The following is a 26,472-nucleotide window of genomic DNA, read 5'->3' on the forward strand; positions in this document are numbered from 1 at the left end:
AAAATAAATGAAGAGGAGTTTTTTTATGGACCAGATCGTGGATAAATTTCGGGAGCTACCTACCACCTGTATTTCTGACGCAATGAATGGGTTAAATAACCTACACCCTTCTATCAAACCCTTAGAAGATCATTATAAACTTGCAGGGAGGGCGCTCACCGTTAAAATTCCAGTTGGTGACAATCTTGCTGTTTTAAAAGCTATCCGAGAAGCGAAGCCTGGTAATATTTTAGTAGTCGATGCTAAAGGGGATGAATATCGAGCGATTGCTGGTGATTTTTTCCTAGGGATGGCTAAAACTCTTGGCATTGGCGGTCTAGTGGCAGATGGTGCGATTCGTGATCTCAATGGAATCAAGGAACTAAAATTCCCCGTCTTTGTCAAAGGGACAGCTGTGGCAGCTAGTGCTAAACACGGGGGTGGAGAAATTAATATACCTATCTCCTGCGGGGGAGTGTCTGTCCAACCTGGTGACATCGTTGTAGGTGATGTTGATGGGGTAGTAATTATACCTCAAGCAAGAGAACAGGAAATACTGGCAGAATCATTGGACAAACTTAAAAAAGATCAACTCCGCGAGGATAGAATTTCAGGTAATTATGAAGAAACGATTAAATATTTAGATGAACTTCTTTCTAAAAAATAGCTCGTCCCCCTGCCTCATTTTCTATCCGAATTGGGGTTGTTTCTAAAGCTTCTACTTAAATGGAATAATAATAGAAATAATTTGCTTCTTTTTTAAAGCCTATTTTTTCATAGAGTCTTTGGGCGTTGTAGTTATCGTTAGCAGTTTCTAAAAATAGACCCTTTGCTCCTGTCTCTTTTGCGAATTCAATCGCTTTTTTTAATAGGTTCTCACCAACGCCCTTTCCCCGGGCTTCTTTTTTTACATACAAATCATTTAAAATCCATGAACGCTTCATGCTGACACTTGAAAACGATGGATATAGTTGAACAAACCCCAACGGATTTTCTCCATCCAATGCAATAAAGGCAGCAGATTCATCCTTGCTGATTCTTTCTGATAAAAATTGTTTAGCCCCCTCTAAATCAGATTCTTGCTTGTAAAACATCCTGTATAAATCAAATAACTCTGTTAATGGCTCAAGTTCAGTTAAGGTAGCTTTTTGGATTAACATATTGGTCCCTCCTTGTTTTTTTACTAAAATAATTATAGCAATATTTCCCACCTAGTAGATTTTTATTTTAGCAGGAAGGATTATGCCGTGTAAATGAAGAATATTTTTTTGAAAGCCATCTTTGTGAGGTGTTACAGTTGTGGGAGCTAAACAGTACAATCAAAGTGAACCAAAGTTTCTTGAGAAGGTAATACCATATGATGACCGACTTGCACCTCTATTCATTCGCAATACCTTGTATTCACTCATTCCAGAAGGGACAAAGCACATTTATGTAGTGGGGATTGGTTCAAATTTAATAAGCGGTGACAGCCTTGGTCCCTTTGTTGGAACATTGCTCCGTAACACCTTTCCTGATCATTTAACGGTATTAGGAAACCTTGAGTACCCAATGGATGCAACCACCATCGTTCCGGAAATGTCACGTCACTCCTTCCCAAAAAACAGTTTTGTCATTTCGATTGATAGTGTACTTGGATCGATAGATTTTGTTAACTCGATTGTTTTACGCCGTGGTCCGCTGCAGCCAGGCTTAGGTCTTGGACAAAACCTGCCTCCGATTGGAGACTGCAGTGTCATGGGGGTTGTTCTTACTAATGACGCAGTCCTTGGAAGCGGTTTATTATACACCAATCTGCATCTTATCTACACGATGGCTACTAATATTGCAAAAGGGATATCACTGGCAGTTAGGCAATTCTTTCGTTATCCCTCAGACCATCCTTTGCTGCATGTTAACGGTTGTTAATGCCATTATGGGATTTGCCATTTAATGAAAGGTTTGGCTGGGTTCATGGTCAGGTTGATGTTTCTTGGCAGCTTAATTTGCCTAAAACTCACTAATACTAAAAAAGCCTTGAATGATTCCAAGGCTTTTTTGTTTATTTGAGAATTATTTACTTTTTGATTGAAGTGATTTATTCAGGTTTCTAGTTAAAGAACTACATTTATACGATTATAAACTTTTTTATTTCGAGTTGTTATTTCATAATGAAGGGAGAAATTACATTCCACCCATTCCACCCATTCCACTCATTCCACCATGGCCTGGATAGCCACCCATGCCACCGTGTCCATCATGTCCTGGGTATCCTCCCATTCCTCCATGTCCGTCATGTCCTGGGTATCCACCCATTCCTCCATGTCCGTCATGTCCTGGGTATCCACCCATTCCTCCATGTCCGCCATGTCCTGGGTACCCTCCACCCCAGCCGCCGTGCCAGCCATGTCCTGGATATCCTCCACCCCAGCCGCCATGCCAGCCATGTCCTGGGTATCCTCCAATGCCGCCCATGCCCGGATAGCCTGCTCCCATTCCACCAAAGCCGCCCATTCCTGGGTAGCCCGTTCCCATACCGCCAAAGCCGCCCATGCCCGGCATGCCTGTTCCCATACCGCCAAAGCCGCCCATGCCCGGCATGCCTGTTCCCATACCGCCAAATCCACCCATTCCCGGCATGCCTGTTCCCATTCCACCCATACCTGGGAATCCTCCCATACTCATGCTGCCATAACCATCCATTCCTGGATATCCACCTGTTCCCATCATTTCGAGCATCTCTCCTTTATTTAGGTTACAGTCTAGAATATGTTTAAACAATTAAAAGGCATAGGCAGATGTCTTGGTTTCCTTAAACTAGTTGGTCTAAAGGTCACTGTCAAAATTAATTCATCAATAATGGAATACTTCTGCATCCATTTCGGTACTATGATGTCTAAGCTAAAAAGAAAAGAGCACAGAATGTGCCCTTTTACCTCGATCTAATTTTGAATTATAAATGATCTTTCGTCTCACTTGACTTATCTTTATCAAACCATAGTGGTTCATTATCATCCACATCACCATTATAATTGATTAAGATCTCTTCTCCTGCTTTAATATCCTTGTATGCAAAGAAATCAAAGGTGTGATTTGGAAAGTTTATTTCATATGTTGCATTGGGCTGATAGGAATGGTTAAACAGCATACCATAGCCCAAAAGAATGGCGGTGTGATTTATACCATATTCAAATGCATAATCTGCCAATAACGTTTTTTCGATATGAATGTGTTCCTCATTGGGATAAGGAAGAACAGGTGCTTGATGTATCAGCTCTCCTTTTGCAATATCACAAGTCGCAAATACCCCTCTGTTCAATTCCCCATCACTTAGCTTTGATGTTTTTACCTCTATCATATTAATCACCTATTTGCTCTTTCTTAAAGAAGATTTATCATTATTAAGCTTGCCAGACTAGCGACAAGAAAGCAAATACTTTTTGTTCCATTTTGGTGCCTGTCACCATTTAGTAGGTTTCTTAAGTGTTAACTTTGTTTTTATGACTGCCTTTTTTGGTCATATTAGTGACTTCCCCAACATATTATAGAATATACGTTCGTATAGGAGGATGGCAGCATGGTTAACAACAATAAGTCCTTGATAACTGGTGAGATGTTACGGAGGTATTACGAACTAAATAAACAGAAAAAAGAAATTGAGCTTGAAATGAATGAATTAAAGGATATTTTTCAAAGTTATTTTAATCAACTAGTTGGTACCCAGCAAAAAGGTGAAATTACTGCTAACGGGTTCAAGCTCCAAAGACAAATCCGAAAAATAGAGAAATTTAATGAGGTGGATACCGTTAAAAGGCTAGAAGAATTGCAGATGACAGATCTCATTCAGGTAATCAGAAGGCCGGATGATACGAAAATAAAGGCAGCTCTTGAGTTGGGATTATTAACGCACAGCCACTTAGATGGCTGTGTAACAACGAGTTACACCCCAGCCCTTTCAGTTAAACCGGTTACGCCTCGATAAAGATGGCAAAAGATAGCCAAAAAAGAGCTTGGTCTCCCAAGCTCTTTTAATAGATATTTATACTTTTTCACTTACCGTTAAACGGTTTTCCATTCTTTTTAGAATATAGCAGGTGCCATCTTCAGCAAAGTATAAACATGTACCTTGTTTAACATTAAAATTGACATTCTTTTTATCATAAATCAACTTCTTTACCTTAATGAATTGTTCAACTAATTCATTATCAGGATTGCAAATAATCCCTGAATTTCCTTGTGTTGTAACAAATCCTTTTGGGTCGTGCCTCCGTTCCGGCTTCAGTTCAGCAGACCAGCTAGCATTTAAAAGAACAGAACCGGCATTGAATTTCGACTTTCTGGTTTGGATCGACCAAGTTTTCCGGCAATTACAGCGGTATATTTTGAATTTCATCACCCGATTCCTTCTTCCTTTGATGATTGTAATTGTAAAATTCAAAATAAAATCACTGTAATTATATTAATCATAAGGGCAAATTATTAATAAATCGCCCATTTTAGTTAGCCACTTAAAAGGGTGCTCCCCTCTATACCTCTATTTGTTGATTAACATTTGCCGTTTCTTCGTCCTCTCCCCAGCCTTTGCATACATCTACCCACTCCTTAGCACCAGAGTATTCAAATAATTCTTCCTTCGTTAACTCAATGGCGGAGTTGGAGCTGCCACATGCCGGAAAGACCGTCGTAAATCGCTGCATGGAAAGATCCAGGTAGACCTCTAGGTCATTTTTTAACCCAAACGGGCAAACGCCTCCAATTGCATGGCCTGTTTGCTCAAGCACCTCATCTGGCGACAGCATACGAGCTTTAAGCCCAAAGAATTGGCGGAATTTCTTATTATCAATCTTTGCATCACCCGCCGCAACAATTAAAATGGCCTTTTCCTCAGACCCGCGAAAGGATAATGTTTTAGCAATTCGTGCAGGACTTACACCGATGGTTTCAGCTGCTTGGTCCACTGTTGCACTGGATGTTTCAAATTCCATTACATCCTGCTCCCGGTTCCACTGTTCAAAATGCTTCTTAACACTTTCAAATGACAATTTACTCATCCTTCCCCTTATTTGCAATATTAAAATAGTAACACACTTTATTAGATTAAAGCGAATAGACGGCTTCTTATGTATGCTCCAAGGTAGAAAAATTTGAGGAGTCTCCAGGATGGTAATTCTTTAGATAAGAAAAAAAGCAGAACCAAAATGGCCTGCTTTCATTCATTATTCACCAAGATCAACATTATGATATACGCGCTGAACATCTTCTAAATCTTGGTTAAGAATATTGAATCAAAAATTGCTTTAGCCATTAAATCAAGATTAGGTTCATTTCTCTGTGTTCGTTTACTAGGTGGTAAGTTGATAACGTTATCTAAAAAAATTTCACACATTACCGCTTTAAACCATTGAAACGATATTCTGAAAATGCTCATATTTATGTTTAAATTCTTCGGAGTTTAGTCCTCCTAATAAGGTTTAGCCTAGACCACTAAACCTAAACTTTACCTTTTATTAATTGATCAAAGGTCTTTTTTTGCATAAAAAAATAAGCGAAAAATTAAGTCACTCACTTAAGCGATAATATTTTTCATTATTTGCGAATCAACAACCTCTTCTAAATCACATGATTTATTTAGGCTTATCCCTCTCCGACTCATAACAGAAAATATTAAACCTAATTCATAATACATTTGTTTTGTTTAAATACCCTTTTTAATGTTTTTGTTTATTTCTTTATAGAAAGTAATTAGAACATCATTCGGTAATTTTTCATAAAAATCCATATTAATGTACACCTACTTTGTAATTTATAAATTAATTTTAAATCACAAAGAAAGCGTTTTCAATAAAAGTGCTTATTGTTCACTAATTTTTCATGAATTTTATTAAGCACATATATAGGAGTGAACAAATTGGCTACTCATATTCTTCAATTTATTAATGTCGTATTTGACACCTATTGTGCTATAAAAAAAACAATTATCAATAGACAGTATTTTTTAAATAAAAACGGATAGTTAACCTCGGACAAGCAACCAAACCATTTTTAAACTAAGGAATAAAATATCAAGCAAGTACAAATAAAGGAGGAAATATCAATGGCAAGAAACGAACGAAACAGAAATAATGTCAATACAAATGTTGATATCGATACAGATATCGATAATAGAGTAAGAAATCGTAGCGAATCAGAGGCTGAGGCTGATGTTCGCAACGTCGATAGAAATACCAATGAAGCTCGTGCAACAATGACAAACTCTGGTAATTCAAGAGTAGATATTCGTTTAAACAGTAGAAGTAATTCGAGGGTTGCATCTGAGCAAGAACAAGAGAATAATCAGGATCAAGATTTAAATGTTGATCTTGATATTGATCGACGCAGACGTAGAGGATTTAATGAAGAATCATTTTAATTTTTATTATGGGTGGGGTCTTTAAAACCTCATCCTTTTTACAATGACAATGAGGTGGTTTTAATGGAAAGAAGAGACATTTTTGAAAATTGGTTCGGATTTTTTAATCGTGAAACCGATATAAACTCTTTTGATAGTATTCAGGCGGATGCAGAATTTGAATCAAGTTCGAAATCAAGTGGGTACAATTCAAACAACAGAGTTAGAAATGAAATGGATTTTGAATTAGAATCGAGTTCAAAATTTACTGGGCATGATTCACGTGGTGATGTTAGGGATATAGGTACTTCACAGTGCCAACGACTGGCAGACATTATTGGTGGCATGGTTATCTCAGCAGCTCCTGTCTGTACTGTAATGCGTCTACGAAATATTAAAGCAACTATTTTAGGTCGTCGCACCCGTTCTCCACTTGCACTGCCATTTATGTTAACCTTTGAAAATGATGGTCTTAATCTTGGGGAATCCGTTGTTCTCCAAAGAGAAATTAATCCATTCATTTCAGCATTACGAAAGAGAGGAATTATTGTAACGGCAGTTCATAACCATTGGCTGTTTGATAAACCGCGTTTAATGTATATGCATTGGGAAAATGTTGGCATGACACCGGAAGAGTTTGCTAGAAATAGTTTTGCTGCTGCAAGAGAAGCAGGTCTGTTCTAAACAATCCCACATTGGGTTTTATTTCGTTTAACTGAATATGAAAATTTTGACCTTCTTATTGAAGGTCTATTTTATTTTAATTCCGAATCTTTGCATAGACCACTAAGCCACCAATTTTACCTTTGATCATTTGCTCAAAGGTCTTCTTTTTTGCATTTAAAAAGAGTGACTTTAAGCCACTCTCCCGAACTATCTCAACAGCTGTTTCTACCTCTCTGTGAATGTTACTGTTCTTTCTTCCTATGATAATGTCCTGTAGCTTCCAACCACCGAAGGTTGCTGACCTGTTATTTCTTTTATCTTTTTGAGAAACTCTAACAATGCCCCTAGTCCAACAAGATCATGCTTAATATAAAAAGCTCTTACCGTATGGTTTTCCTTTATCCAGAAATGCTTGAACTTCACTTTTCCCTTTTAAACATCCAGATCAACTATGGATTCATGTTTAAATCTCCTCCTCCAATAAACAAATTCACCGGTACCCCTAATCCTTCTTGTAGTATCATAGCTTCGCTTGTTATACGAGATCTGAGTCCCAACCAGCCTCAAACATGTTTCCACAAGAAGGAGGCGAGGTTTAGCTGACGAGGTCTAAGCCCCACGGGCAGGTACGTTCTACCCCGGCTACCGTAATAATAAAACGATATAAAAAATGTTCAACCAGAAATATCTTGCTGAACTTATAATACGAACGTGGCAGGTTACTTTAAGAATGATTATAATTGAATAAAGTACTTAAATCAGAGGTGTGCTGTTTCTTAATTAAGGAGGTATATGATGAAGTTTTTTATAAAGTTAAATACTATTAGTGCCTTATACGCTATAGCGTTGTTTATAGCAATCGAACTCATAATAAATGTATCTCATATTAGTACGTTAACTGGCTGGGAATGGGATAATGTTTACATTGTAATTGCTGCTATTAATGTTATTGGGCTTCTACTTTCGACAATTTTATTCATTTACTTAACAAAAAAATGGACTATAAGTAGAAAATACAGCTATTTGTCACTCCTTTTGTGGGTACCATATTTTATTCTTTTTTTCTCTTTTTTCCCTGTTATTTTTCCTATTAATGCAGGAGTAACACTTTTTCCGAGATTTAGCCTTCTGATTTATGGGTCTGTCATTCTGTATCCAGTCTACATATTATTTATTAATCTATATGCTTCACCTCTAAGTACAGATTATGAGGAAATAAGGCATTAATAATGCAGGACCGGGTGCTTTAGTTATAAAAGAAAAAAGAGTGAACTAATTAGCCCACTCTATAAAACTAGGGATTCTAAGGAGTCCCTTTTTAGTTAAGTTCCGATACTCCAGCAACAATCATCAAAGCTACCGGTGACTTAGAAAGCTTAAAAGGGTCCTATAATTATAAGTTTACAGGTCAAACCAGTAAGATGATTCTAGACTTTAAACTCTAACGATATACCCTATAGTATAGTAAAAAAGGGCATCCCTGAAATATTAGGAATATCCTTTTTGTTTTATCAGCATCGTTACCCTCTAAAACAAAGGCATTGAGAGGTGTTAACACTGTTGCTTTGAACTCATTGTCTTTTAAATAACGCAATTCATAAGCATGACCAAAAGTATTAGTCTTTAACATGAGTTTCTGATTATGTATCTTTTCTGATGTAGAGAAATCTAAATCAATGAGATCAATAATGTCTTTATTTCCTTGTTTATCAATGTAATTGACAGGATTATTTAATGAGTAAGCTAAATCATCATGAAGGAATTTCTTGAACCAATTGACCACAATTTTTTGGGTAGCTCTGTTAGGTGAGAACTTATAATTGGAAACAATATCATGCTTACCATCGTAATAATCTTGATATTTTTGTTTTTCTGCTTGTTGCCGCCTAAATGCTTCAAGGCATTGTAATAACAATTCTTCTGTGATTTCCACTGTTCCACTCCTTTCTACAGTCCTATTCTTGATCTATCGTATAATTTGATTGGTCTAACAATACTAATTTCATCAATATTAGCATCAAGTACTTCAACCGCATCGATTGCCTCATCATGACCTATCTTTGAGCCTTGATAATCTAATATTTGAGACCAGAAATTTTCGTCCTCTTCACAAAAAATGATAAAGCCATAATTGACTTTACCAGCGATTGAACGTATACGATTTTCTTCATTAATAAATTTCTCCTCTACCTTATTTTGATTTATAATCATACTGAGTGGAGGTTTTGAACACAAATGGAAAAAGAAAATGTATTAACAAAATTAAAAAACTATGCAAGAAAATTGAAACATAATCTATTTGTACTTTTTCTATCTTATAAAGATGATAGAGTTCCATGGTATGCCAAAGTTGTTGCCATCTGCGTAGTAGCATATGCTTTTAGTCCCATTGATTTAATCCCAGATTTTATTCCTGTATTGGGTTATCTTGATGACCTAATCATTGTTCCTCTTGGCATGTCCCTGGCATTAAAATTGATTCCTCACCATGTTATCGAGGATAACCGAGCCAAGGCTGAAGAAATGAGGAAAAATGGAAAACCAAAGAATTGGTTTGTTGGCATTCTTTTTATTTTGATTTGGATAGCATTTGCCATTTGGATTGGAAAAGTGATTCGCACAATAGTTCTCTAAGATTCATCAATGGATTGAAAAGTTAAAAAATATTATAAAAAATTATGATGATAATCCCTATCCTGTCTTGTTGAGTGGAGTCGAGAAGGTACCCCACCCCAAATAAAAAAGACCGTCACCTTAAAACAATAAAATAAGAGTAAATAATAAATAATTTAAACCAATAAAACGCTGCTTTTATGCATATAATCAATCATTTTTCTATACAAATAACAGCACTGATTTATGCAGAAAAGATGGAAAATAATCATCAATACATCCGTCTAAACCTAGATGTATCAACACTGCATATAATATTGTATATCTGATAATTTTTCGTAATAAACAAACATTGATATAAAGCCATTTAGATTATTACATACGATCGCATACACTTTTGAATGTTATTAATGTACAATTCTTTTAGCCCTTTGTTTTTTAGATTCATGAGGTATGCTTTTATTTGCTTTGATGATATTTCTTTAACTTCTTCAACATCGAATTCATTTTTCAAAAAAGTTATAAATGCTTTGTTGTTATTTTTATAACCTTTGATTGTCCGTGGACTATAATTTTTTATTTCTAAATCGTATAGAAACTCTTTGTAAATGTCTTCAAAGTTCATACAAAAAAACCCACCTTTGTTTGAATTTCTCATACAAAAGTGAGCTTCACGTTAGTCACCGTATTTTACAGTGGTTTTGTGTAAGTATGTCACAGTTCACAAAATTTAAGCCTATTAAAAAATTCAAAAAGGCTTATTTTTGTCTGCTTTCATTCATTATTCACCAAGATCAACGTTATGATATACGCGCTGAACATCTTCTAAATCTTCTAATACATCAATCATTTTTTCGAATTTCGCCAATGCTTCACCTTCAAGTGTTACCTCGTTTTGTGGAAGCATCGTTAATTCCGCTACAGTAAAATCAGTAATACCCGCTTGCTTAAAAGCTTCTTGGACGGCATGGAATTGATCAGGCTCTGCATAAACAATTACTTGCTCATCTTCTTCTAATATGTCACGTACATCCACATCTGCTTCCATTAATAGTTCAAGAACATCATCTGATGATTTTCCTTCAACACCAATGACAGCTGTTGCATCAAACATATAGGAAACAGAACCGCTGACTCCCATGTTTCCGCCGTTTTTTCCAAAAGCAGCGCGGACATCCGCAGCAGTACGGTTTACGTTATTGGTTAGGGCATCTACAATAACCATTGATCCGTTTGGACCAAAGCCCTCATAACGAAGTTCTGTATAGCTTTCTTCTGAACCACCCTTGGCTTTTTCAATGGCACGGTCAATAATATGTCTTGGCACATTGTAAGTTTTAGCACGCTCTAGGACAAATTTTAACGCTTGGTTGGACTCGGGATTTGGTTCACCACTACGAGCTGCTACATAAATTTCAACACCAAATTTTGCGTAAATACGGCTCGTATTGGCATCTTTTGAAGCTTTCTTTTCTTTAATATTGTTCCATTTACGTCCCATTCTGAACACTCTCTTTCCAAATTGAATCTGCCAAAATGCTTATATTGAAAATTGTTTTTTTTTCAATATAACAATTTTGAAGTTCATACGATTTATTCTGACTAGAATACAGCATAAATTTTATGACTGTCTTCATGCACAAATAATATTATACATTAAATGTTGCATTTGTTAAGTATCCTGCTATGTAAAAAGCTAAAAAAGACCATTCCAACGAGTGAATGGTCTTTTGATACGTCCAGCTCTAGCGCCTAGGGGCTCGGGGTCATAAGCCAATCCGTCAAGAAGGTTAAAGAACAACCTTCTCGCCGGCTCGGCTTATGCCTGTCGCCCCTGGTCAAGGCGCTTCCGCTTTTGTTCTTTAAACTAGCATCTGAAATAGTGTGCTGTCTTTATTCACTTCTCGGTGGAAGAATCCTTTTGCCTTAATCCGTTCCATTAATGGATAGTAATCTTCTTTATCCTTTAATTCAATCCCAACTAAGGCGGGGCCGGTTTCACGATTATTCTTTTTCGTATATTCAAAATGACTGATATCATCATTTGGCCCTAATACGTCAAATAAAAATTCACGTAGTGCTCCGGGACGCTGTGGAAACTGGACAATGAAATAATGCTGAAGACCTTCATAGAGTTTGGATCTCTCTTTAATTTCCTGCATCCGGCCAATATCATTGTTACCGCCGCTGACGACACAAACAACGGTTTTTCCTTTGATTTGTTCAGCATAAGAATCTAATGCTGCAACTGAAAGGGCTCCTGTAGGTTCAACAACAATCGCATTTTCGTTATAAAGGGATAAAAGCGTTGTACAAACCTTTCCTTCCGGAACAACCACAATATCATCAACAATTTCTTTACAGATTTCGAAAGTCTTGGTACCAACTGTTTTAACAGCGGCACCATCGACAAACGGATCAATCTGTTGCAGTGAAGTCACTTCACCCTTTAAAATAGATTCTTTCATCCCAGGTGCCCCTTGAGGCTCTACCCCGATTAGTTTCGTTTGTGGTGAAAAATGTTTTAAATAAGTACCGCACCCGGCAACAAGACCCCCGCCGCCAATAGCAGCAAATAAGTAATCAATTTTTTCCGGGCAGTCGTTAAGCAATTCAACAGCCACTGTCCCTTGGCCGGCGATGACCTCGAAATCATCAAAAGGATGGATAAACGTACGGTTTTCTGCTAGACTGCATTCCCGTGCTTTTTCGTAGGCATCATCAAAAGTATCTCCGATTAGGACAATTTCAACACTGTCTTTGCCCCAAAACTTAACTTGATTTACCTTTTGCTTCGGTGTTGTACTTGGCATGAAGATTTTTCCGTTAATATTCAGCAGGTGGCAAGAATAGGCTACACCCTGCGCATGATTTCCGGCACTAGCACAGATAATTCCGTTCTCTAGCTCATCTTCATTTAACTTTTTAATCCGGTTATAGGCACCACGGATTTTAAATGAACGGACACTTTGCATATCTTCTCGCTTCAAGTAGATATGACAGCCATATCGTTCTGATAATAAGTGATTATATTGTAATGGAGTAGGTGAAATGACATCTTTAATCGTATGACTAGCAATGATGATGTCCTCCACATTAAATGCTTTTTTATCTACTTGTTGACTCATAATAATCATCCTCCTATATTAGTACTCATTTGTTTATAGACAACAAAAAACTCGCCCCCTGGTTATAGGGACGAGTGAACTCGCGATACCACCCTACTTCCGCTGACCATTTATAGGTTAGCGGCTCTCGATCAACGTACATTTGGTTGTACGTGTTCCAAGTTAACGGTGGACATTCCGGTATAGCCTACTGCTAGTTCAGCCATACATCTCAGAGATGATTTTCAGATAGTCCTGTTATCGACTCCCACCAACCGTCGACTCTCTAGGAACAGTTGAACCTACCCTACTCTTCTCGTCATCAATTCATATGTAATTTTAGATAAGGGTACCACCGAAAAAAAAGTCTGTCAATGTTTTTTGACTATTTTAACTATTTTGTTTATTTTAAAGCGCTTACATCGGAAACAAGTGGAGTTTACCATTATCCCAGTATTAGAAATGGTGTCAGGCACCGTTTACATCATGTGAGAATGAAGAATAGTGCCTGTCACCATTTTTATCCTATTTTGTTTGGTAATGGTATAATTACTTTAGTAGTTATAAAATTCTGATAAAAATTGAGGAGGTTTTGTCTTGAAAATTCCTTATAACGGTAAGTCCCCTCTTATTCATGAGTCTGTGTTTGTGGCGCCTGGGGCATATTTAATTGGTGATGTTCAGATTGGCAAGGATTCCACGGTGTGGTTTAATGCGGTTATCCGTGCGGATGATGGTCCTATTATCATTGGTGAGCGGTGCAGTATTCAGGATAATTCCACAATCCATTTATACGAAGGTTTTCCAGTCGTAATTGAAGATGATGTAACAATAGGACATAATGTTATTTTGCATGGATGTAAAGTCGGTAAGCGCTCTATAGTGGGGATGGGTTCAACTCTTTTAGACAATGTGGAGGTCGCCGAGGAATGTATTATTGGTGCAAATACTCTTTTAGCTGGTGGAATCAAAATCCCGCCCCGCTCCCTTGTATTAGGTTCACCTGGGAAGGTCGTCCGTGAGCTAACAGATAAAGATTTGCAGATGCTGCAAATGTCGAGCGAGCATTATGTTCAAAAAGGAAAAGAGTTTAGGGAGATACTTAAAAGTTAGAGTATATAATAAAATCCGGTCACATACGTATTGTGACCGGATTTTTACAGTAATTACTTCCCTACCGCCGCAGCAGTCTTCGCTGGAATGATAAAACTGATCCCAACAGTAACCAAACTCAAAAGAAGTGCATAAAGAAACACATTTTTCATCCCAATACTAATATGAGCCGCTTGGTTAATGAGTAACCCCATTATGGTCACCCCAACAGATGTCCCGATGTTTCGCAGAAAAATCTGCAGAGAGGTCGACATACCTTTGATATGGGCTTCTGCAAACTCTTGAGACGCAATCGTTCCAACTGCGAACAACAAGCCAAATGCCACCCCTTGGACAGTCAAAATTAAAAACAAAACAAGATAGGATATGTCATTAATAAATAAATAAAGCAAAAGTCCAGAGATAGTCGTAATAAAACTGCCAACTATAAATAAAGGTTTATAGCCAAAACGAATAATCCCTTTCCCTGCCGGGGTACTGCCAAACATCCAGCCGGCCGCAATACTTAATAGGATCAATCCACTTTTATAAATACTCATATGCTGGCCTTCTTGTAAAAACAATGGAATAAAGTTCGAAGTACCGAAAAAGGAAAGGCAGTAAAATAACATAAAAAGATTCGTTCTTAGAATACCTTTATTTTTAAATAGAGAAACCGGTAAAAAAGGTTGTTCTTCCTTCCTTTCGACCAACACAAAAACAAGCATCCCAATAAAGCCAATTACGAGATACCAAAACGGCTTGCTGACATTGGTGGACAATAGTAAAAGTGTAATTGAAATTCCAAATAAGAAAAATCCCTTGTAGTCAATATGGGCCTTCCGAAATTCAGTAGTTTCTTTGTATGGAATTAAACATAAGACAGTTGCAATTCCGATCGGAATATTGATGAAGAAAATCCATCTCCATGTTAACGCTTCTACAAAAAAGGATCCTAAAATGGGACCAACAACAGAAGAAATGGCCCAAATACTGCTAAAAACGGCTTGAATTTTCCCGCGCCGTTCAATCGTAAATAAATCTCCAACAATAATCATCGAAAGTGGGACCATCCCGCCAGCACCCAGTCCTTGAATTCCTCTAAAGACAATTAGCATCACCATCGAATTGGCCATACCACAAAGAATGGAACCAAAGGTGAATAATCCAACTGAAATCATTAAAAGTTTCTTTCGACCATACATATCGGAAAGTTTCCCATAAAGCGGCACGGTAATAGTACTTGCTAACATATAAACCGAAAAAACCCAGGCAAACAACTCCATTCCACCGAGCTGCTTAACAATGGTTGGGCTTGCTGTTTGCATAATATTCGCATCGAGTGCTGAAATTAGGGTCGTAATGACAAGGCCCCAAAAAACATATTTATTTCTATTCATAAAAACCCCCTATTAGCTCCCTTTTTTTTACAAATAAAAAAATAGGTGCATTTACCATTATAGCAAAATATCTATTATTTTTATTAGTAAAAAGGACTCAAATTAAGAAAAAGAGCCCTAACCATAGGGTTAGAGCATTAATAAATACCATCTTCTCTTAATATATAGTTTGTTATATTTTAATTGGTTCAATTTTCAACAATGTCTGGGAGATCGATGGTAGTATTATTTCAATTGTTGTACCTTTATTTACTTTACTTTGAATATCAAGGATACCATGATGACTCTCGATGATTTTGTAACAAGTCATCAGGCCGAGTCCGGTACCCTTTTCCTTTGTCGTATAAAACGGTTCGCCAAGCGTCGAAATTCTTTCTTTGGGTATTCCGATTCCCTCATCAATAATCTGGATCGCAATTTGACCTGCACCCTTTTTCCTCACGTTAACTCCAATATTTCCACCATTCGGCATGGCTTCAATTGCATTTTTAAAAAGATTAAGAAAAACTTGCTTTAATTGATTCTCTTCACAGCTGACCATTGGCAGATCCTTTTCATATTCGACTGCTATCTCCACATTATTTAAAATAGATTGGGTACCAATTAAGGTCACAACATCATTTAGTAATTCCGTTATATCGCTTTCCTTATATACGGCTGCCGTTGGTTTTGCTAATACCAGAAATTCACTAACAATGGCATTAATCCGATCTAGTTCTGATAATACGATATCAAAGTATTCATCTTTTAGGTGATGGGACTTAAATAGTTGAATAAACCCTTTTATTGAAGTGAGTGGATTGCGGATTTCATGGGCAATGCCAGCAGCCATTTGCCCTAACAAGGCAAGCTTTTCAGATTTTTGCAGAAGGCTCTCCGTTTGTTCTTTCCGATCAGTAATATCTTTTCCCATCGATAAAATTGCCTTTTCACCGCCATATGAAATAAATAAGGAGGTTACTTCGAAAAAGAAGGTGGACCCATCTAATCGTTTGGCCTTGTATTCGATTGTGTTTACTGGACTTTTCTCTTTATTGATCTGTTTAAATCTTTCCATTAACCGATCTTTATACTCAGGAAGAATAAAATCAAATAAGTATTTTCCAATCATATCCTCTCTACGAGCAAAGCCAGCCATATTGACAGCAGCATGATTTGCATATAGAAAGCGATGATTTTGTGTAATATAGACGGGCTGAGGCAACGAATCGATTAATTTCTTATAACTCTCCTCACTGGCACGGGCTTTTTTTTCAAAGTAGCGTGCTTTATCATATTGCCACCCGACAAACCAAGCAATTATGGTAAAAATAAAAAAGTCTAAGGTAAGTAAATCGTGTTGATCTGTAAGTTTCTGAAAAATCGTAAAAACAATGGATATAGAAACCAGAATGAGTTGACCTTTTCTTTTCATCTTTATACCCTCTATTATAGTTCAAGAATAGTAGCTCTTTAGGAGTATATTCGCCAAAAAACTACTTTATCCTCTATGATTCTCCAATATTATCGCAAATTCCTAAAAAATAACAGCTTGATATCCTCAAGCTGCTAAATAAACCTCTGCTATCGACAATCGATTGTTTTTAGAAAATCTCCCATTACGCTTAGGTACTCTTCTGGTTCTTCGATGTAGGCCATATGGGCACTTTTCTCAAATACATGAAACTTGGAGTTGGGTGACAGGCTGCTATAATACTCTGTGGTTTCAGGTGTTGCTTCATCAAACCGTCCGCATGTATACAACGTTGGGCAGGTGATGTCCTTTAACTGTGAAGTGCAATCAAATTCTTTCAAATTACCGAGAACCGTAAACTCGGACGGCCCCCACATGATATTATAGACTTCAGAATTCCGATATTCTGGCGGTCTTTTCTCGAGCCATTCTGGCTTTTTCTCCAACCGATTCACGAAATGTTTACTAAATACCTCTATTGCCGCTTCAAATTCTTCTGAGTCTGTTGTTCCATTTTCTTCGCAGCGTTTGATGGTCTCTTGTACTTCAATTGGAAGTTCCTTAAGGTTCCGTTTCTGGTCTTGCTCCCACAATGGTGCACTGAGGCAGGGACTCGAAAAAATAATACTCTTTATCCCAACTGGCTGTGTTAAAGCATAGGCTGCAGCAAGTGTTGTTCCCCAAGAATGACCAAGAATATGTACTTCATCAAGGTTTAGCGCTGTGCGCACTTGGGCCAATTCCTCTACAAATCTCTCAATTCGCCATAGGCTTTTATCCGTTGGACGGTCAGAACGTCCACAGCCTAATTGATCATATAAGATGACGAGTCGATCCTTGCTAAGTTCCTTCAATCCTTGTAATGAAAAACATGAGGACCCAGGCCCGCCGTGTAAAACAACCAAAGGTGTTCCCTTTCCGTTCTGATCAAATTTTTGATACCAAACTCTTCCTCCAGTTACTTCAATTAGTCCCTCTTCATACATACAATCTCTCCCTACAAGTATTATCACTTTTTCTGTGGATCCTTTTCTTTACTATTCTACTATTTAGTAATAATTCCTTCCCGTTATTATGTAAGGAATATAGAAAAGTGGGGAATGTTAAACTAAAGGACTGGTCTGAAAGAAGGAATCGTCATGAAGGATAACATTGTCGAGGTAATTAGTAGTCAAACAAGGAAACAAATCCAGGATGAAATTTCAGGGATGACCTTTACGAAAAATTTCCGCTCACCCTCTGCGGAGGAATGGTATATCTTTTTACCAAACTTTAAAGATCCCATAACGAGCGGGGCTGCAGGTAAAGCGATCATTCATTACAATCTATTAGGTACGAAAGAAATATTTATTAATACCACGATTATTTTTGATGATCCAGCCTTACATAATAAAGCCCTCCATCAGCTTGTCTATGGAATTTCGGATGAAATTATTAATCGCTTAGTCGGTTATGCCGATACACTGTTATCGGTACACGCTGGAGAAAATTCATATCAGGCAGAATACAGACAGTAATTGTAATAAACTATAGATATTTTACAAACGATAAGAATGGAGGTGAATGGAATGGAAAAAAACAATGATCAAAATATCGGGACAACAAACAATGAGGAAATTATGAATAGAGTGAATCAAACATTTGATAAAATTTCACAGGATGTGAAAGAAATGATTAACAGCAATGATGCCGATAGCGATAATAATCAGTACTCCTAACGCCAGCGATGGCTTTTTTTAGGCATCCCAAATTATGGGATGCCTTTTCAGCTATTCGATCCCAGGGAACCATCCCGGTGAGTGGATGATTGCTTGCCAAAGTGGGTCTGGGACTACCAGGTCCTGTTGTTTACTTTTATCAATCTTCGTTACAATCTCTGCTTCACGTCCTTCTTTTACCTTCTGAACCCAATCCGGATCGATGATCAATTCCCGTCCCATAGCAATGAATGGTACACCCGATTGGAAAGCCTTCAGTACATCATCTGCCGTATAAAGAGAACCAACGCCGATTACTGAAACTTTATCTCCGACCCGTTCTTGAATAATTTCAATCCGCGCGCGAGAATCCTCCGCTCCACGCCTTGGTTTAGACCAGAATTCCTGTAAAGAGACATGCAGATAATCCAAATTTTTGTCAGCAAGTGCATCAATCAGTACTAGAGTTTCAGCCATCGTAATACCTGGCGTTTCCGGCTCCTCTGGTGAAAAACGATAGCCGATGATGAAAGGTGCTTTTGCATGCTCCGCTGCCACCTTTTTTACTTCATCCACTACCGCTAACGGAAAAGTAAGCCTCTTTTCGATGCTTCCTCCCCACCTGTCCTCGCGTCGATTGGAGTGAGGCGAGAAAAATTGCTGAAGCAAATAGCCGTTTGCACCATGGATTTCGACGCCATCATAACCTGCTTCAATCGCCCGCCGAGTCGTCTCACCAAAATCATGAATAATGGATTCAATTTCTTGGTCCGTTAATTCTCTCGGAACTGGTTTCCCGTTTCCTTCAGCTGGGACAGCACTTGCACTGACAATTTCTCCATTCGGCACTAATTCAGGCGGGCACTGTCTGCCGCCATGAAAGATTTGCAAAACGGCCTTTGCGCCTTTTTCTTTGATTGCAGTTGCAACCTGCTTTAAACTAGGGATTAGTTCATCGCGATCCCCGCCAAATTCACCCTGGAATCCTTTTCCATTTGCTGTTACATAGGTACAAGCGGTAACCACCATCCCCACACCGTCTGAACGTCTAGCGTAATACTTTACCTCTGCATCTGTCACCGTCCCATCAGCATTGGATGAAAAATTAGTCATCGGTGCCATAACAACGCGGTTCTTAACTTCTACTCCGCTCGGAAATGTAAACGACTCGAATAATGGTGCATATTTTGAATTCATCAATAATCCCCCTTTAATTGCTCCAGCTTACAAACAATTGCCTGGACGACAAGTATCAACAAGGTTTAGTTTACCGATTATGTCTGTGAGGCATTCTAAATAAAATTTTTCCTTTGCACGTGTAATTCCTATGCAATAAAAAAGCAGAAAATCATCTTAAAATGAAAATCTGCTTTTGAAAATGTTCTTATCTCTCTATTATTCGCCTTGGGCTCCACTTACGGTCACTTTTCGAATGTGATCATCCTCAAAATTGTTTTGACGAGCTTTTTCCACTTTATCATTTAATAGTTTCTTTTGGTCAACTTCAGTTGAAGGTGTTTGCTTATCTTTTGACATTAAAAATCCTCCTTGTTAAGAAATCACCTTCTTATTTTGCTTTACTCTTAAAAAAATACTCATCCAATTAATGTGTGATTCCTGACTTTCTTATATGCTGAAGTTTTGAATGTGTGGTGGAAAAGATCGGTCTTGTGCCGTCTGAAGCGATCTTGGATTCGGACAACCCACGTAATTTTTTTGCCTGTGTTGTCCGAATATCCCTTGGGTTCGGACAACTCCCATTGACTTTCTGCTAAGTACTGTCAGAATAAATCTCACATTAGCTTTATCTATCGTACCAATAATCTTTTCGCATTAAAAAGGAGTATACTAATAAGTAGCGTAATAAAGGAAAACAGTAATGCAATACTCCCAAAAGCAAGTACATAGGCATTATAACCTGTTAGTCCGAAGATCATTTCGTATGTATCCCAATTAAGTAATCTAGAAATGATATTAAACAAGAATAGAACGAAAAAAATCATGCTTAACCCTCTGGCAGAACCCCTAATATCCGACGTACTCAACGCAATATGAGAAGAAATACTAAACGCAATAACTAAAAAAATCCAAAAAAGAGGATTTATTAAATTTTCCAATGTAAAAAGATTCTTACAAATAACCGAAACTGATTCGCCAATAGTCTTTAAAACCGTAACATCCAGCCGCTCAAATTTAATACGTTGTTGCAATTCTGTTTTAAAAGCCAAAAAAGATGCTGGGACCAAAAGATACATACCTAAAATCAATGAGCCGATACCACTAAAAATCGGCCCTAGCCCAATAAAAAAATTACCGACTTGCTGATACATACTATTCGGATTGTAATGATGTTCCACAAAGCCAAGTATGCCGGATGGATGATTTAATTGAAGTAATCTGACCCTCGAAACACGATGTCCCCATATAAAACATTGAAGAAGATGGCCGATTTCATGAATAGGTGTTCCAATCCATGCTGTCACCATTACCCCTTTAGACCCAAAGGTACGGACTAAATATGAATTTGATAACCTTTCAAGTGCGCCTAAGATAAAACCAATCACTATGATTACACCTACAAGATAAAACATTTCTAAAAAACTAATTAGCAAGGTATGTAAAAAAGATAAAATGATGTTCATTTTCTGATTCCTCTCGATAGTAGTACATTTTTCTTCAAAGTAATTAACATCATTATATAACCATAAAGCAGCAAATCCTAACATCATGATCATTACCTAACTAAAAAAAGACAATCCTTTTTGATTGTCTTTCATTTGATACCACCATGAGTTTTCACTATGCTTGTGTAGTCTCTTTTATAAACTCAATTTCAAAACCTAAATCCTCTAACATTTGATGGTCTGCCGTGCTCTCTTGCCCAGCAGTAGTTAAATAATCTCCCACAAAAATGGAATTGGCAGCATACAAACCTAGAGGCTGAAGACTGCGTAAATTGACTTCACGGCCTCCAGAAATACGAATTTCCTTTGTTGGATTGACAAAACGCATGAGGGCTAATACCTTTAAACAATATCTTGGGTTTAACTCATGTGTACCCTCGAGTGGTGTTCCGTCAATGGCATGTAGAAAATTAACAGGAATAGAGTCTGCATCAATCGCATTTAGACTAAATGCCATATCTACGACATCTTCTTTCGTTTCCTTCATGCCAACAATGACTCCGGAGCAAGGAGAGATTCCTGTTTCCTTTATCAATTCAACCGTATTGACTCGATCTTGATATGAATGTGAGGTGGTGATGTTTTCATGGTGATTTTCTGAAGTATTTAGGTTATGGTTGTATCGATCAACACCAGCTTCCTTTAGTTTTCTTGCTTGGTCAGGTTTTAATATACCAAGGCAAGCACAGACTTTTAAATTGTACTTATCTTTTATATCCTTTACAGCAGACACAACTTGCTCTACTTCGTTATGGCTTGGACCTCTTCCGCTAGCAACTATACAGTATGTACCAACATTAAGCTGATAAGCTCGTTCTGCTCCTTTTAGGATTTCTTCCTTATCCATCATTCGATATTTTTTAATAGGTGCTGAGGAAATACTTGATTGAGAGCAGTACCCACAGTTTTCTGGACACAAACCAGATTTTGTATTCACGATCATATTCAACTTTACTTTATTGCCATAATAATGGTGTCTGATTAAATATGCCCCTTGTAGAACCTCTAACAAATCATTATCTGAAGAATTAAGAATATTTAAAGCTTCCTCTTTGGATATTTGATTGCCTTCCATTACTTTCTGTGCCATTTCTTTCCACATACTCATCTAATCCCCTCCTACTTTTAAAAGAAATTTTTACCATAATTTAAGAATAATAGTTTCACTTTAATATTGTCAACTAAAAATAAGATAAAGTTAACATTCGGAATATAGTAGTTGGCTAAATGCTATAAAGCTTAAATTTTTCGGACAAAAAAAGACAACCCATTTTGGTTGTCTTTATCCCTGCCTGGCAACGTCCTTCTCATACAGGGACAAAATGAAACGAGGAGTGATTTATGCCTCCTCGTTTCATTGATATATATTAAAAGTCATCTCTATAAGGCTTTTTCCATTACCACTGTCTTAACTTCATATCCATTTGGATTAATAACTGTTTCTTTTTTCGTAATAAAATACCCGAGGGCCTCATACAGGAGAATGTTTTTGGGTAATGACATTCTAACTCTGCATTTAAGTTTAGAAAGATTCAAATGCAGCGCATATTCCTCTAACCAGTTCAGCATGGTAGTCGCAAGTCTATTTCCCCTAGCAGATGGTGACACTGATACACGCATAAAATATAACGAGTCTTCCTCAACCTTAAATCTTACAGATCCTTGGGGTTTTTCATCTATTAAACAAAGAAGTATCTTTTCTGTTCGGTTTAAATATTTTTCAAATACAGATGATAGTGATTCGTTAAGGGCACTTGAAGGCACTTCTATATGCCGATATTCTTCAAATGCTTCCAGCATAAGCTGGTAGGCAGTGATTACATCTTTTTCCTCAGCTAGTTTAACTGTAACCTTCACAACCAACTATTCCTTAACCAGCAAGTTATTAAAAAATTGTAATACCTTTTGATATGCATCCCTTGCCGCAGAAACATTATAGGATGATCTCGTATCATTAAAAAAGGCATGATGGGTGTCTTGATAGATTTGATAATCAAACGACTTTTGATTTCTCGTCATTTGATCAGCAAAAGCAGGCACATGATCTGAAATCCGCTTATCAAGCTCACCATAAAAACCATATAAAGGACAATTTATGTTCTTTAGTTCTTCGTCAGAAGGTGCGGTACCATAAAAAATTGCTGCACCCTTTAGTTGTGGGTCGCGGCAGGCTAATAATCCTGACAGAGCTCCACCCATACAGAATCCAATAGAAACAACTCCTTGACCTTTTGACGCTTCGCACTCTTCGCGTAAAAAAGAAGTAGCTGCTAATAGGTTTTCAATGTAAACAGAAGATTGGATTCCTCCAAACATTTTTTCAAAGGTCTTGGTTACACGGTTTTGTTTTCCTTCTTCAAGTTCGCGAATCGCCTGCTCCCTTTCATCAGGGTTGTTCCAAACCGTATGTGGCAGGGTATCAAGAAAATTTCTTACTTCTACTACTCGTTCTTCTTTTAAATCTTCAATTCGCTCCGCATTCTCTGCATATAAATCGGGAGCAAAGGCAAGGTATCCTGCTTGTGCAAATCTTTCTGTTATATCTCGGATATGAGCATCTACGCCCCAAATCTCTTGGATTACAATTACGGCTGGTAGGTTTTCATTGACTCGATCCATTTTAGCCATGTATCCGATATATTCTTGGTTCTTCCCATAACGTACCCAATTTGTTTCTACTGGCATTCATTTAGTCCTCCATTCAAGTCATAATGAACCTCTCACTTTAACTATGTAAAGAGAGCCTATCGTTCTCAGTTACTGTCAATTACAGATTAACACCCTTCATTCCCGCTTCAGGGTAACGTTCACCGGCAGCTGCGCCTCGAGGAGCTACTTCATTAATGCGGGCAAGATCTGATTCTGTTAAATCAATAGATATTGCCCCGATATTCTCATCTAGATAGTGAATCCTCTTTGTTCCTGGAATAGGGACGATATCCTCCCCTTGAGCTAATAGCCAAGCAAGTGCTAATTGGGAAGGCTTGCAATTTTTTTCATTGGCAATTTCTTTAATTTTATTAACAAGGTCTAAGTTCCTCTGAAAATTTTCACCCTGAAAACGAGGCGAATAGCGGCGATAGTCATCCACAGCTATGTCATCGAATTTTTGAATTTGTCCGGTTAAAAATCCTCTTCCTAATGGACTGTAGGGTACAAAACCAATCCCGAGCTCTCGGCAAACGGGTAAAATTTCGTCCTCAACGTCCCTGCTCCATAAGGAATATTCGGTTTGAACTGCGGTTATTGGATGTATACTGTGGGCGCGTTGAATCGTTTGAGGGGCGGCTTCTGACAGGCCAAGATAGCGCACTTTTCCCTCTTTAACTAAATCCGCCATCGCTCCAACAGTTTCTTCAATCGGTGTCTTTGGATCAACTCGGTGCTGGTAATAAAGGTCAATATAATCCACACCTAGACGACGAAGACTAGCTTCACATGCTTGTTTAACATACTCAGGGCGTCCATTTATGCCAAGAAACTCTCCGTTACTGCCCCTTACATTACCAAACTTAGTGGCAATTACAACCTGGTCACGAAGATTCCTAATAGCCTGTCCCACTAACTCTTCATTTTTTCCGACCCCATACATATCGGCTGTATCTAGAAGGGTAATCCCTGATTCCAGTGCATAGTGAATAGTCTTAATAGATTCTTCGTCATTTCTTCCACTGTAAAAGTCAGACATTCCCATACAGCCAAGCCCAAGTGCCGATACTTCCAATCCATTACGACCCAATGTTCTATTTTTCATTTTTCAACCTCTCTTTTTCAGTTGTAATGTGCAATAACCACAGCTTCGATTAACATACAGAAACTTAAAAGCTGAATAACTCTTGTTACCATATTGATTATACGAGATGAAGGAGAAATTTTCCATTAGATTCACTTTTTTAAAAAAAGTGAGCTAAATGAAAAGAACCCAGATTAGTTCCATCGATTGGCTTTTAATCTGAGTTCTTTTATTGATTAGATTTTAATATGTGAAGCCATAAGGTCTTCGTCATCAGTTGCTTCAAAGACTTCATAAAATTTAACAATAGGTTTTTCCCTAGTAACGCTTAGAAGTTTGCCTTCTAGCTCAGGGAATAATTTTTTATGCGCCTGTTCGGCTTCCTCTTTCGTATCCCAATAACTTAATGCCCGATATTCACCGGAAGGGTCATCGAAAAAATAAACACTACCTCTAAATCCAACTAATTTTCTGCTCTTTTTATCAAACTCTTTTGTTAACTTTTCAGCTATATCCCTTTGACCAATTCCCAGTTTATATTGTACAACCCGTGCATAATACACAAATATTCCTCCAATCGGAAAATTTAAGGTCTACTTATACATTTATGATGATTAGTGGAAAAAGTTGTTCATTTATTAATCAAACTGTAATTTATCATTCCTATACTCATCCCTGTTAGTAGATCATTGTCTGCATCTTCCGTTGGTATAATTTCCTCTGTCACTGACGCTTATAAAATGTATCAAAACAAAAAGCACTTGGAAACTATTCTAAGCGCTTTTAGTATCATTATGTAAGTTTGTTATAAGTCGTCCGCCCGAGCTACTATAGCTATAGGTTAAAAATGGAGCGGGTGATGGGAATCGAACCCACTACATCAGCTTGGAAGGCTGAGGTTTTACCAGTAAACTACACCCGCATTAATTAAAAATTATTAGAAAGAATAGAATCAAATAAAATTTTATTGAAATAAAAAAATGAATGGGGCGGCTGATGGGAATCGAACCCACGAATGTCGGAACCACAATCCGATGCGTTAACCACTTCGCCACAGCCGCCATTATGGTGGAGGGGGACGGATTCGAACCGCCGAACCCTGAGGGAGCGGATTTACAGTCCGCCGCGTTTAGCCACTTCGCTACCCCTCCATGAAACAGGTAAAATATAAAGATGGCGGTCTGGACGGGACTCGAACCCGCGACCTCCTGCGTGACAGGCAGGCATTCTAACCAACTGAACTACCAGACCAAATTGCGGGGACAGGATTTGAACCTGCGACCTTCGGGTTATGAGCCCGACGAGCTACCGGACTGCTCCACCCCGCGATAGTAAAAATTATTAAGTTTTGGAGCATGCTACAGGATTAGTTACTGACTGTCCCCATCTCAGAAGGCTTAATCAAGCTGCAGCTCGATGGGTACAACTCGCAGATTATTCATTGAAGCAACGCTCGTTGCTCCATCCTGCGCTAATTAAAAAATATTACATACTGGCGGAGGAAGAGGGATTCGAACCCCCGCGCGGTTTAACCCGCCTGTCGGTTTTCAAGACCGATCCCTTCAGCCGGACTTGGGTATTCCTCCAGTATAAAGTGGAGTCTAGGGGGATCGAACCCCTGACCTCCTGCGTGCAAAGCAGGCGCTCTCCCAGCTGAGCTAAGACCCCATATCGAAGTAAA

The 26,472-nt window shown here is 38.0% G+C and carries 30 protein-coding genes, 7 tRNA genes, 2 pseudogenes and 1 other annotated feature; of the genes and pseudogenes, 10 read left to right on the top strand and 29 right to left on the bottom strand.

The features are described 5' to 3' along the window. The first annotated feature begins 25 nt into the window (after positions 1–25). Positions 26–646: an RraA family protein gene (locus tag AAHB15_RS28155; protein ID WP_342043785.1), complete on the top strand. Its 621-nt coding sequence runs from the start codon at positions 26–28 to the stop codon at positions 644–646. A 55-nt stretch (positions 647–701) separates the two neighbouring features. On the opposite strand, the gene AAHB15_RS28160 is transcribed toward AAHB15_RS28155, so the two are convergent. Beyond that, positions 702–1,139, bottom strand: coding sequence for a GNAT family N-acetyltransferase (locus AAHB15_RS28160; RefSeq protein WP_335572700.1), 438 nt, complete (start codon positions 1,137–1,139; stop codon positions 702–704). A 139-nt stretch (positions 1,140–1,278) separates the two neighbouring features. Between AAHB15_RS28160 and yyaC the strand changes: the two genes are divergently transcribed. Beyond that, positions 1,279–1,887, top strand: a complete 609-nt coding sequence (yyaC, locus tag AAHB15_RS28165) for a spore protease YyaC (protein WP_144568160.1) — start codon at positions 1,279–1,281, stop codon at positions 1,885–1,887. Between the two features lie 255 nt (positions 1,888–2,142). Here yyaC and AAHB15_RS28170 read toward each other — a convergent pair whose 3' ends face one another. Together AAHB15_RS28170 and AAHB15_RS28175 are read right to left on the bottom strand one after the other, a co-directional pair. Beyond that, on the bottom strand, positions 2,143–2,688 hold the full coding sequence (locus AAHB15_RS28170; RefSeq protein WP_342043786.1) for a hypothetical protein: 546 nt from the start codon (positions 2,686–2,688) through the stop codon (positions 2,143–2,145). Positions 2,689–2,911: 223 nt separating this feature from the next. Continuing rightward, positions 2,912–3,316 carry an SET domain-containing protein gene (locus tag AAHB15_RS28175; protein WP_098533870.1) on the bottom strand — a complete coding sequence of 135 codons (405 nt, stop codon included), beginning with the start codon at positions 3,314–3,316 and terminating at the stop codon, positions 2,912–2,914. Between the two features lie 219 nt (positions 3,317–3,535). Here AAHB15_RS28175 and AAHB15_RS28180 point away from each other — a divergent pair, with 219 nt between their 5' ends. After that, positions 3,536–3,940: a hypothetical protein gene (locus AAHB15_RS28180; RefSeq protein WP_342043787.1), complete on the top strand. Its 405-nt coding sequence runs from the start codon at positions 3,536–3,538 to the stop codon at positions 3,938–3,940. Positions 3,941–3,997: 57 nt separating this feature from the next. Here AAHB15_RS28180 and AAHB15_RS28185 read toward each other — a convergent pair whose 3' ends face one another. Both AAHB15_RS28185 and AAHB15_RS28190 read right to left on the bottom strand, forming a co-directional pair. Next, the gene (locus AAHB15_RS28185; RefSeq protein ID WP_342043788.1) at positions 3,998–4,351 is read right to left on the bottom strand and encodes a hypothetical protein; all 354 of its coding nucleotides are present in this window, start codon (positions 4,349–4,351) and stop codon (positions 3,998–4,000) included. Positions 4,352–4,484: 133 nt separating this feature from the next. Further along, a complete protein-coding gene (locus AAHB15_RS28190) occupies positions 4,485–5,000 on the bottom strand; it encodes a YbaK/EbsC family protein (protein ID WP_342043793.1) in 516 nt (171 codons plus the stop codon). 1,052 nt (positions 5,001–6,052) lie between these two features. Between AAHB15_RS28190 and AAHB15_RS28195 the strand changes: the two genes are divergently transcribed. Then, positions 6,053–6,367: a hypothetical protein gene (locus tag AAHB15_RS28195; protein ID WP_335573627.1), complete on the top strand. Its 315-nt coding sequence runs from the start codon at positions 6,053–6,055 to the stop codon at positions 6,365–6,367. A gap of 63 nt (positions 6,368–6,430) precedes the next feature. Continuing rightward, positions 6,431–7,030: a DUF1259 domain-containing protein gene (locus AAHB15_RS28200; protein ID WP_335573628.1), complete on the top strand. Its 600-nt coding sequence runs from the start codon at positions 6,431–6,433 to the stop codon at positions 7,028–7,030. A gap of 242 nt (positions 7,031–7,272) precedes the next feature. Here AAHB15_RS28200 and AAHB15_RS28205 read toward each other — a convergent pair. After that, positions 7,273–7,418: pseudogene (locus AAHB15_RS28205) on the bottom strand (IS110 family transposase); the annotation flags it as partial. 925 nt (positions 7,419–8,343) lie between these two features. Here AAHB15_RS28205 and AAHB15_RS28210 point away from each other — a divergent pair. Further along, positions 8,344–8,457: pseudogene (locus AAHB15_RS28210) on the top strand (DUF3224 domain-containing protein); the annotation flags it as partial. Here AAHB15_RS28210 and AAHB15_RS28215 read toward each other — a convergent pair. Then, positions 8,454–8,945 (bottom strand): phage portal protein, encoded by a 492-nt coding sequence (locus AAHB15_RS28215; protein WP_335573629.1) that lies wholly within the window; start codon positions 8,943–8,945, stop codon positions 8,454–8,456. The pseudogene AAHB15_RS28210 and the gene AAHB15_RS28215 sit on opposite strands and share 4 nt — an antisense overlap. 14 nt (positions 8,946–8,959) lie before the next feature. Next, the gene (locus tag AAHB15_RS28220) at positions 8,960–9,223 is read right to left on the bottom strand and encodes a hypothetical protein (protein ID WP_335573630.1); all 264 of its coding nucleotides are present in this window, start codon (positions 9,221–9,223) and stop codon (positions 8,960–8,962) included. 24 nt (positions 9,224–9,247) lie between these two features. Here AAHB15_RS28220 and AAHB15_RS28225 point away from each other — a divergent pair, with 24 nt between their 5' ends. Then, complete coding sequence (locus AAHB15_RS28225) at positions 9,248–9,646, top strand: YkvA family protein (protein WP_144568155.1); 399 nt, start codon at positions 9,248–9,250, stop codon at positions 9,644–9,646. 346 nt (positions 9,647–9,992) lie between these two features. Here AAHB15_RS28225 and AAHB15_RS28230 read toward each other — a convergent pair whose 3' ends face one another. The 3 genes from AAHB15_RS28230 to ilvA all read right to left on the bottom strand — a co-directional run bounded on the left by AAHB15_RS28230 (position 9,993) and on the right by ilvA (position 12,753). Next, positions 9,993–10,250, bottom strand: coding sequence for a phage integrase N-terminal SAM-like domain-containing protein (locus tag AAHB15_RS28230; protein WP_335573631.1), 258 nt, complete (start codon positions 10,248–10,250; stop codon positions 9,993–9,995). Between the two features lie 156 nt (positions 10,251–10,406). Beyond that, positions 10,407–11,126: a YebC/PmpR family DNA-binding transcriptional regulator gene (locus AAHB15_RS28235; protein ID WP_098533315.1), complete on the bottom strand. Its 720-nt coding sequence runs from the start codon at positions 11,124–11,126 to the stop codon at positions 10,407–10,409. 361 nt (positions 11,127–11,487) lie between these two features. Next, entirely contained in the window at positions 11,488–12,753 is a 1,266-nt protein-coding gene (gene ilvA, locus AAHB15_RS28240; protein WP_335573632.1) for a threonine ammonia-lyase IlvA, read from the bottom strand. Between the two features lie 63 nt (positions 12,754–12,816). Next, positions 12,817–13,064: a binding site (T-box leader), on the bottom strand. 265 nt (positions 13,065–13,329) lie between these two features. Here ilvA and AAHB15_RS28245 point away from each other — a divergent pair. Continuing rightward, positions 13,330–13,845 (top strand): gamma carbonic anhydrase family protein, encoded by a 516-nt coding sequence (locus AAHB15_RS28245; RefSeq protein WP_335573633.1) that lies wholly within the window; start codon positions 13,330–13,332, stop codon positions 13,843–13,845. A 53-nt stretch (positions 13,846–13,898) separates the two neighbouring features. Here the strand turns inward: AAHB15_RS28245 and AAHB15_RS28250 are convergent, their stop codons facing one another. From AAHB15_RS28250 to AAHB15_RS28260, 3 genes are all read right to left on the bottom strand, one after another. After that, complete coding sequence (locus AAHB15_RS28250) at positions 13,899–15,224, bottom strand: MDR family MFS transporter (RefSeq protein WP_335573634.1); 1,326 nt, start codon at positions 15,222–15,224, stop codon at positions 13,899–13,901. A gap of 172 nt (positions 15,225–15,396) precedes the next feature. Next, complete coding sequence (locus AAHB15_RS28255; protein WP_335573635.1) at positions 15,397–16,638, bottom strand: ATP-binding protein; 1,242 nt, start codon at positions 16,636–16,638, stop codon at positions 15,397–15,399. Between the two features lie 149 nt (positions 16,639–16,787). Then, on the bottom strand, positions 16,788–17,663 hold the full coding sequence (locus tag AAHB15_RS28260) for a proline-specific peptidase family protein (RefSeq protein ID WP_335573636.1): 876 nt from the start codon (positions 17,661–17,663) through the stop codon (positions 16,788–16,790). Between the two features lie 153 nt (positions 17,664–17,816). Between AAHB15_RS28260 and AAHB15_RS28265 the strand changes: the two genes are divergently transcribed. Then, positions 17,817–18,194 carry a hypothetical protein gene (locus tag AAHB15_RS28265; protein WP_342043789.1) on the top strand — a complete coding sequence of 126 codons (378 nt, stop codon included), beginning with the start codon at positions 17,817–17,819 and terminating at the stop codon, positions 18,192–18,194. 51 nt (positions 18,195–18,245) lie between these two features. Further along, positions 18,246–18,395 (top strand): hypothetical protein, encoded by a 150-nt coding sequence (locus tag AAHB15_RS28270; RefSeq protein ID WP_335573638.1) that lies wholly within the window; start codon positions 18,246–18,248, stop codon positions 18,393–18,395. Positions 18,396–18,446: 51 nt separating this feature from the next. Here AAHB15_RS28270 and AAHB15_RS28275 read toward each other — a convergent pair whose 3' ends face one another. The 15 genes from AAHB15_RS28275 to AAHB15_RS28345 all read right to left on the bottom strand — a co-directional run bounded on the left by AAHB15_RS28275 (position 18,447) and on the right by AAHB15_RS28345 (position 26,459). After that, complete coding sequence (locus tag AAHB15_RS28275) at positions 18,447–19,571, bottom strand: NADH-dependent flavin oxidoreductase (protein ID WP_342043790.1); 1,125 nt, start codon at positions 19,569–19,571, stop codon at positions 18,447–18,449. Positions 19,572–19,769: 198 nt separating this feature from the next. Continuing rightward, the gene (locus AAHB15_RS28280) at positions 19,770–19,910 is read right to left on the bottom strand and encodes a hypothetical protein (RefSeq protein WP_176541451.1); all 141 of its coding nucleotides are present in this window, start codon (positions 19,908–19,910) and stop codon (positions 19,770–19,772) included. Between the two features lie 272 nt (positions 19,911–20,182). Further along, entirely contained in the window at positions 20,183–21,103 is a 921-nt protein-coding gene (locus AAHB15_RS28285; RefSeq protein ID WP_342043791.1) for a hypothetical protein, read from the bottom strand. Between the two features lie 70 nt (positions 21,104–21,173). Beyond that, positions 21,174–22,166 carry a biotin synthase BioB gene (gene bioB, locus AAHB15_RS28290; protein WP_335573641.1) on the bottom strand — a complete coding sequence of 331 codons (993 nt, stop codon included), beginning with the start codon at positions 22,164–22,166 and terminating at the stop codon, positions 21,174–21,176. Positions 22,167–22,438: 272 nt separating this feature from the next. Further along, positions 22,439–22,915 (bottom strand): GNAT family N-acetyltransferase, encoded by a 477-nt coding sequence (locus AAHB15_RS28295; protein WP_335573642.1) that lies wholly within the window; start codon positions 22,913–22,915, stop codon positions 22,439–22,441. Between the two features lie 6 nt (positions 22,916–22,921). Further along, positions 22,922–23,743 (bottom strand): dienelactone hydrolase family protein, encoded by an 822-nt coding sequence (locus AAHB15_RS28300; RefSeq protein WP_335573643.1) that lies wholly within the window; start codon positions 23,741–23,743, stop codon positions 22,922–22,924. 82 nt (positions 23,744–23,825) lie between these two features. Continuing rightward, the gene (locus tag AAHB15_RS28305) at positions 23,826–24,812 is read right to left on the bottom strand and encodes an aldo/keto reductase (RefSeq protein ID WP_342043792.1); all 987 of its coding nucleotides are present in this window, start codon (positions 24,810–24,812) and stop codon (positions 23,826–23,828) included. A gap of 215 nt (positions 24,813–25,027) precedes the next feature. Then, positions 25,028–25,354, bottom strand: coding sequence for a hypothetical protein (locus tag AAHB15_RS28310; RefSeq protein ID WP_251567687.1), 327 nt, complete (start codon positions 25,352–25,354; stop codon positions 25,028–25,030). Positions 25,355–25,639: 285 nt separating this feature from the next. Beyond that, positions 25,640–25,713, bottom strand: a tRNA-Gly gene (locus AAHB15_RS28315). Positions 25,714–25,776: 63 nt separating this feature from the next. Next, positions 25,777–25,852, bottom strand: a tRNA-His gene (locus AAHB15_RS28320). A 5-nt stretch (positions 25,853–25,857) separates the two neighbouring features. Further along, positions 25,858–25,942, bottom strand: a tRNA-Tyr gene (locus AAHB15_RS28325). 23 nt (positions 25,943–25,965) lie between these two features. Then, positions 25,966–26,042, bottom strand: a tRNA-Asp gene (locus AAHB15_RS28330). 3 nt (positions 26,043–26,045) lie between these two features. Next, positions 26,046–26,119, bottom strand: a tRNA-Met gene (locus AAHB15_RS28335). Between the two features lie 165 nt (positions 26,120–26,284). Further along, positions 26,285–26,377, bottom strand: a tRNA-Ser gene (locus AAHB15_RS28340). Between the two features lie 9 nt (positions 26,378–26,386). Further along, positions 26,387–26,459, bottom strand: a tRNA-Ala gene (locus AAHB15_RS28345). Between the last annotated feature and the right edge of the window lie 13 nt (positions 26,460–26,472).

Origin of the sequence: Bacillus sp. OTU2372 (assembly GCF_038440275.1) — a bacterium.
Lineage (GTDB): Bacteria > Bacillota > Bacilli > Bacillales > Cytobacillaceae > Neobacillus > Neobacillus bataviensis_B.

Coding starts and splice junctions, on each gene's coding strand:
- AAHB15_RS28155 (WP_342043785.1), top strand. CDS start 26: ATGGACCAGATCGTGGATAAATTTCGGGAGCTACCTACCACCTGTATT.
- AAHB15_RS28160 (WP_335572700.1), bottom strand. CDS start 1,139: ATGTTAATCCAAAAAGCTACCTTAACTGAACTTGAGCCATTAACAGAG.
- AAHB15_RS28170 (WP_342043786.1), bottom strand. CDS start 2,688: ATGATGGGAACAGGTGGATATCCAGGAATGGATGGTTATGGCAGCATG.
- AAHB15_RS28175 (WP_098533870.1), bottom strand. CDS start 3,316: ATGATAGAGGTAAAAACATCAAAGCTAAGTGATGGGGAATTGAACAGA.
- AAHB15_RS28180 (WP_342043787.1), top strand. CDS start 3,536: ATGGTTAACAACAATAAGTCCTTGATAACTGGTGAGATGTTACGGAGG.
- AAHB15_RS28185 (WP_342043788.1), bottom strand. CDS start 4,351: ATGAAATTCAAAATATACCGCTGTAATTGCCGGAAAACTTGGTCGATC.
- AAHB15_RS28195 (WP_335573627.1), top strand. CDS start 6,053: ATGGCAAGAAACGAACGAAACAGAAATAATGTCAATACAAATGTTGAT.
- AAHB15_RS28200 (WP_335573628.1), top strand. CDS start 6,431: ATGGAAAGAAGAGACATTTTTGAAAATTGGTTCGGATTTTTTAATCGT.
- AAHB15_RS28220 (WP_335573630.1), bottom strand. CDS start 9,223: ATGATTATAAATCAAAATAAGGTAGAGGAGAAATTTATTAATGAAGAA.
- AAHB15_RS28225 (WP_144568155.1), top strand. CDS start 9,248: ATGGAAAAAGAAAATGTATTAACAAAATTAAAAAACTATGCAAGAAAA.
- AAHB15_RS28230 (WP_335573631.1), bottom strand. CDS start 10,250: ATGAACTTTGAAGACATTTACAAAGAGTTTCTATACGATTTAGAAATA.
- AAHB15_RS28235 (WP_098533315.1), bottom strand. CDS start 11,126: ATGGGACGTAAATGGAACAATATTAAAGAAAAGAAAGCTTCAAAAGAT.
- ilvA (WP_335573632.1), bottom strand. CDS start 12,753: ATGAGTCAACAAGTAGATAAAAAAGCATTTAATGTGGAGGACATCATC.
- AAHB15_RS28250 (WP_335573634.1), bottom strand. CDS start 15,224: ATGAATAGAAATAAATATGTTTTTTGGGGCCTTGTCATTACGACCCTA.
- AAHB15_RS28255 (WP_335573635.1), bottom strand. CDS start 16,638: ATGAAAAGAAAAGGTCAACTCATTCTGGTTTCTATATCCATTGTTTTT.
- AAHB15_RS28260 (WP_335573636.1), bottom strand. CDS start 17,663: ATGTATGAAGAGGGACTAATTGAAGTAACTGGAGGAAGAGTTTGGTAT.
- AAHB15_RS28265 (WP_342043789.1), top strand. CDS start 17,817: ATGAAGGATAACATTGTCGAGGTAATTAGTAGTCAAACAAGGAAACAA.
- AAHB15_RS28270 (WP_335573638.1), top strand. CDS start 18,246: ATGGAAAAAAACAATGATCAAAATATCGGGACAACAAACAATGAGGAA.
- AAHB15_RS28275 (WP_342043790.1), bottom strand. CDS start 19,571: ATGAATTCAAAATATGCACCATTATTCGAGTCGTTTACATTTCCGAGC.
- AAHB15_RS28280 (WP_176541451.1), bottom strand. CDS start 19,910: ATGTCAAAAGATAAGCAAACACCTTCAACTGAAGTTGACCAAAAGAAA.
- AAHB15_RS28285 (WP_342043791.1), bottom strand. CDS start 21,103: ATGATGTTAGGATTTGCTGCTTTATGGTTATATAATGATGTTAATTAC.
- bioB (WP_335573641.1), bottom strand. CDS start 22,166: ATGAGTATGTGGAAAGAAATGGCACAGAAAGTAATGGAAGGCAATCAA.
- AAHB15_RS28300 (WP_335573643.1), bottom strand. CDS start 23,743: ATGCCAGTAGAAACAAATTGGGTACGTTATGGGAAGAACCAAGAATAT.
- AAHB15_RS28305 (WP_342043792.1), bottom strand. CDS start 24,812: ATGAAAAATAGAACATTGGGTCGTAATGGATTGGAAGTATCGGCACTT.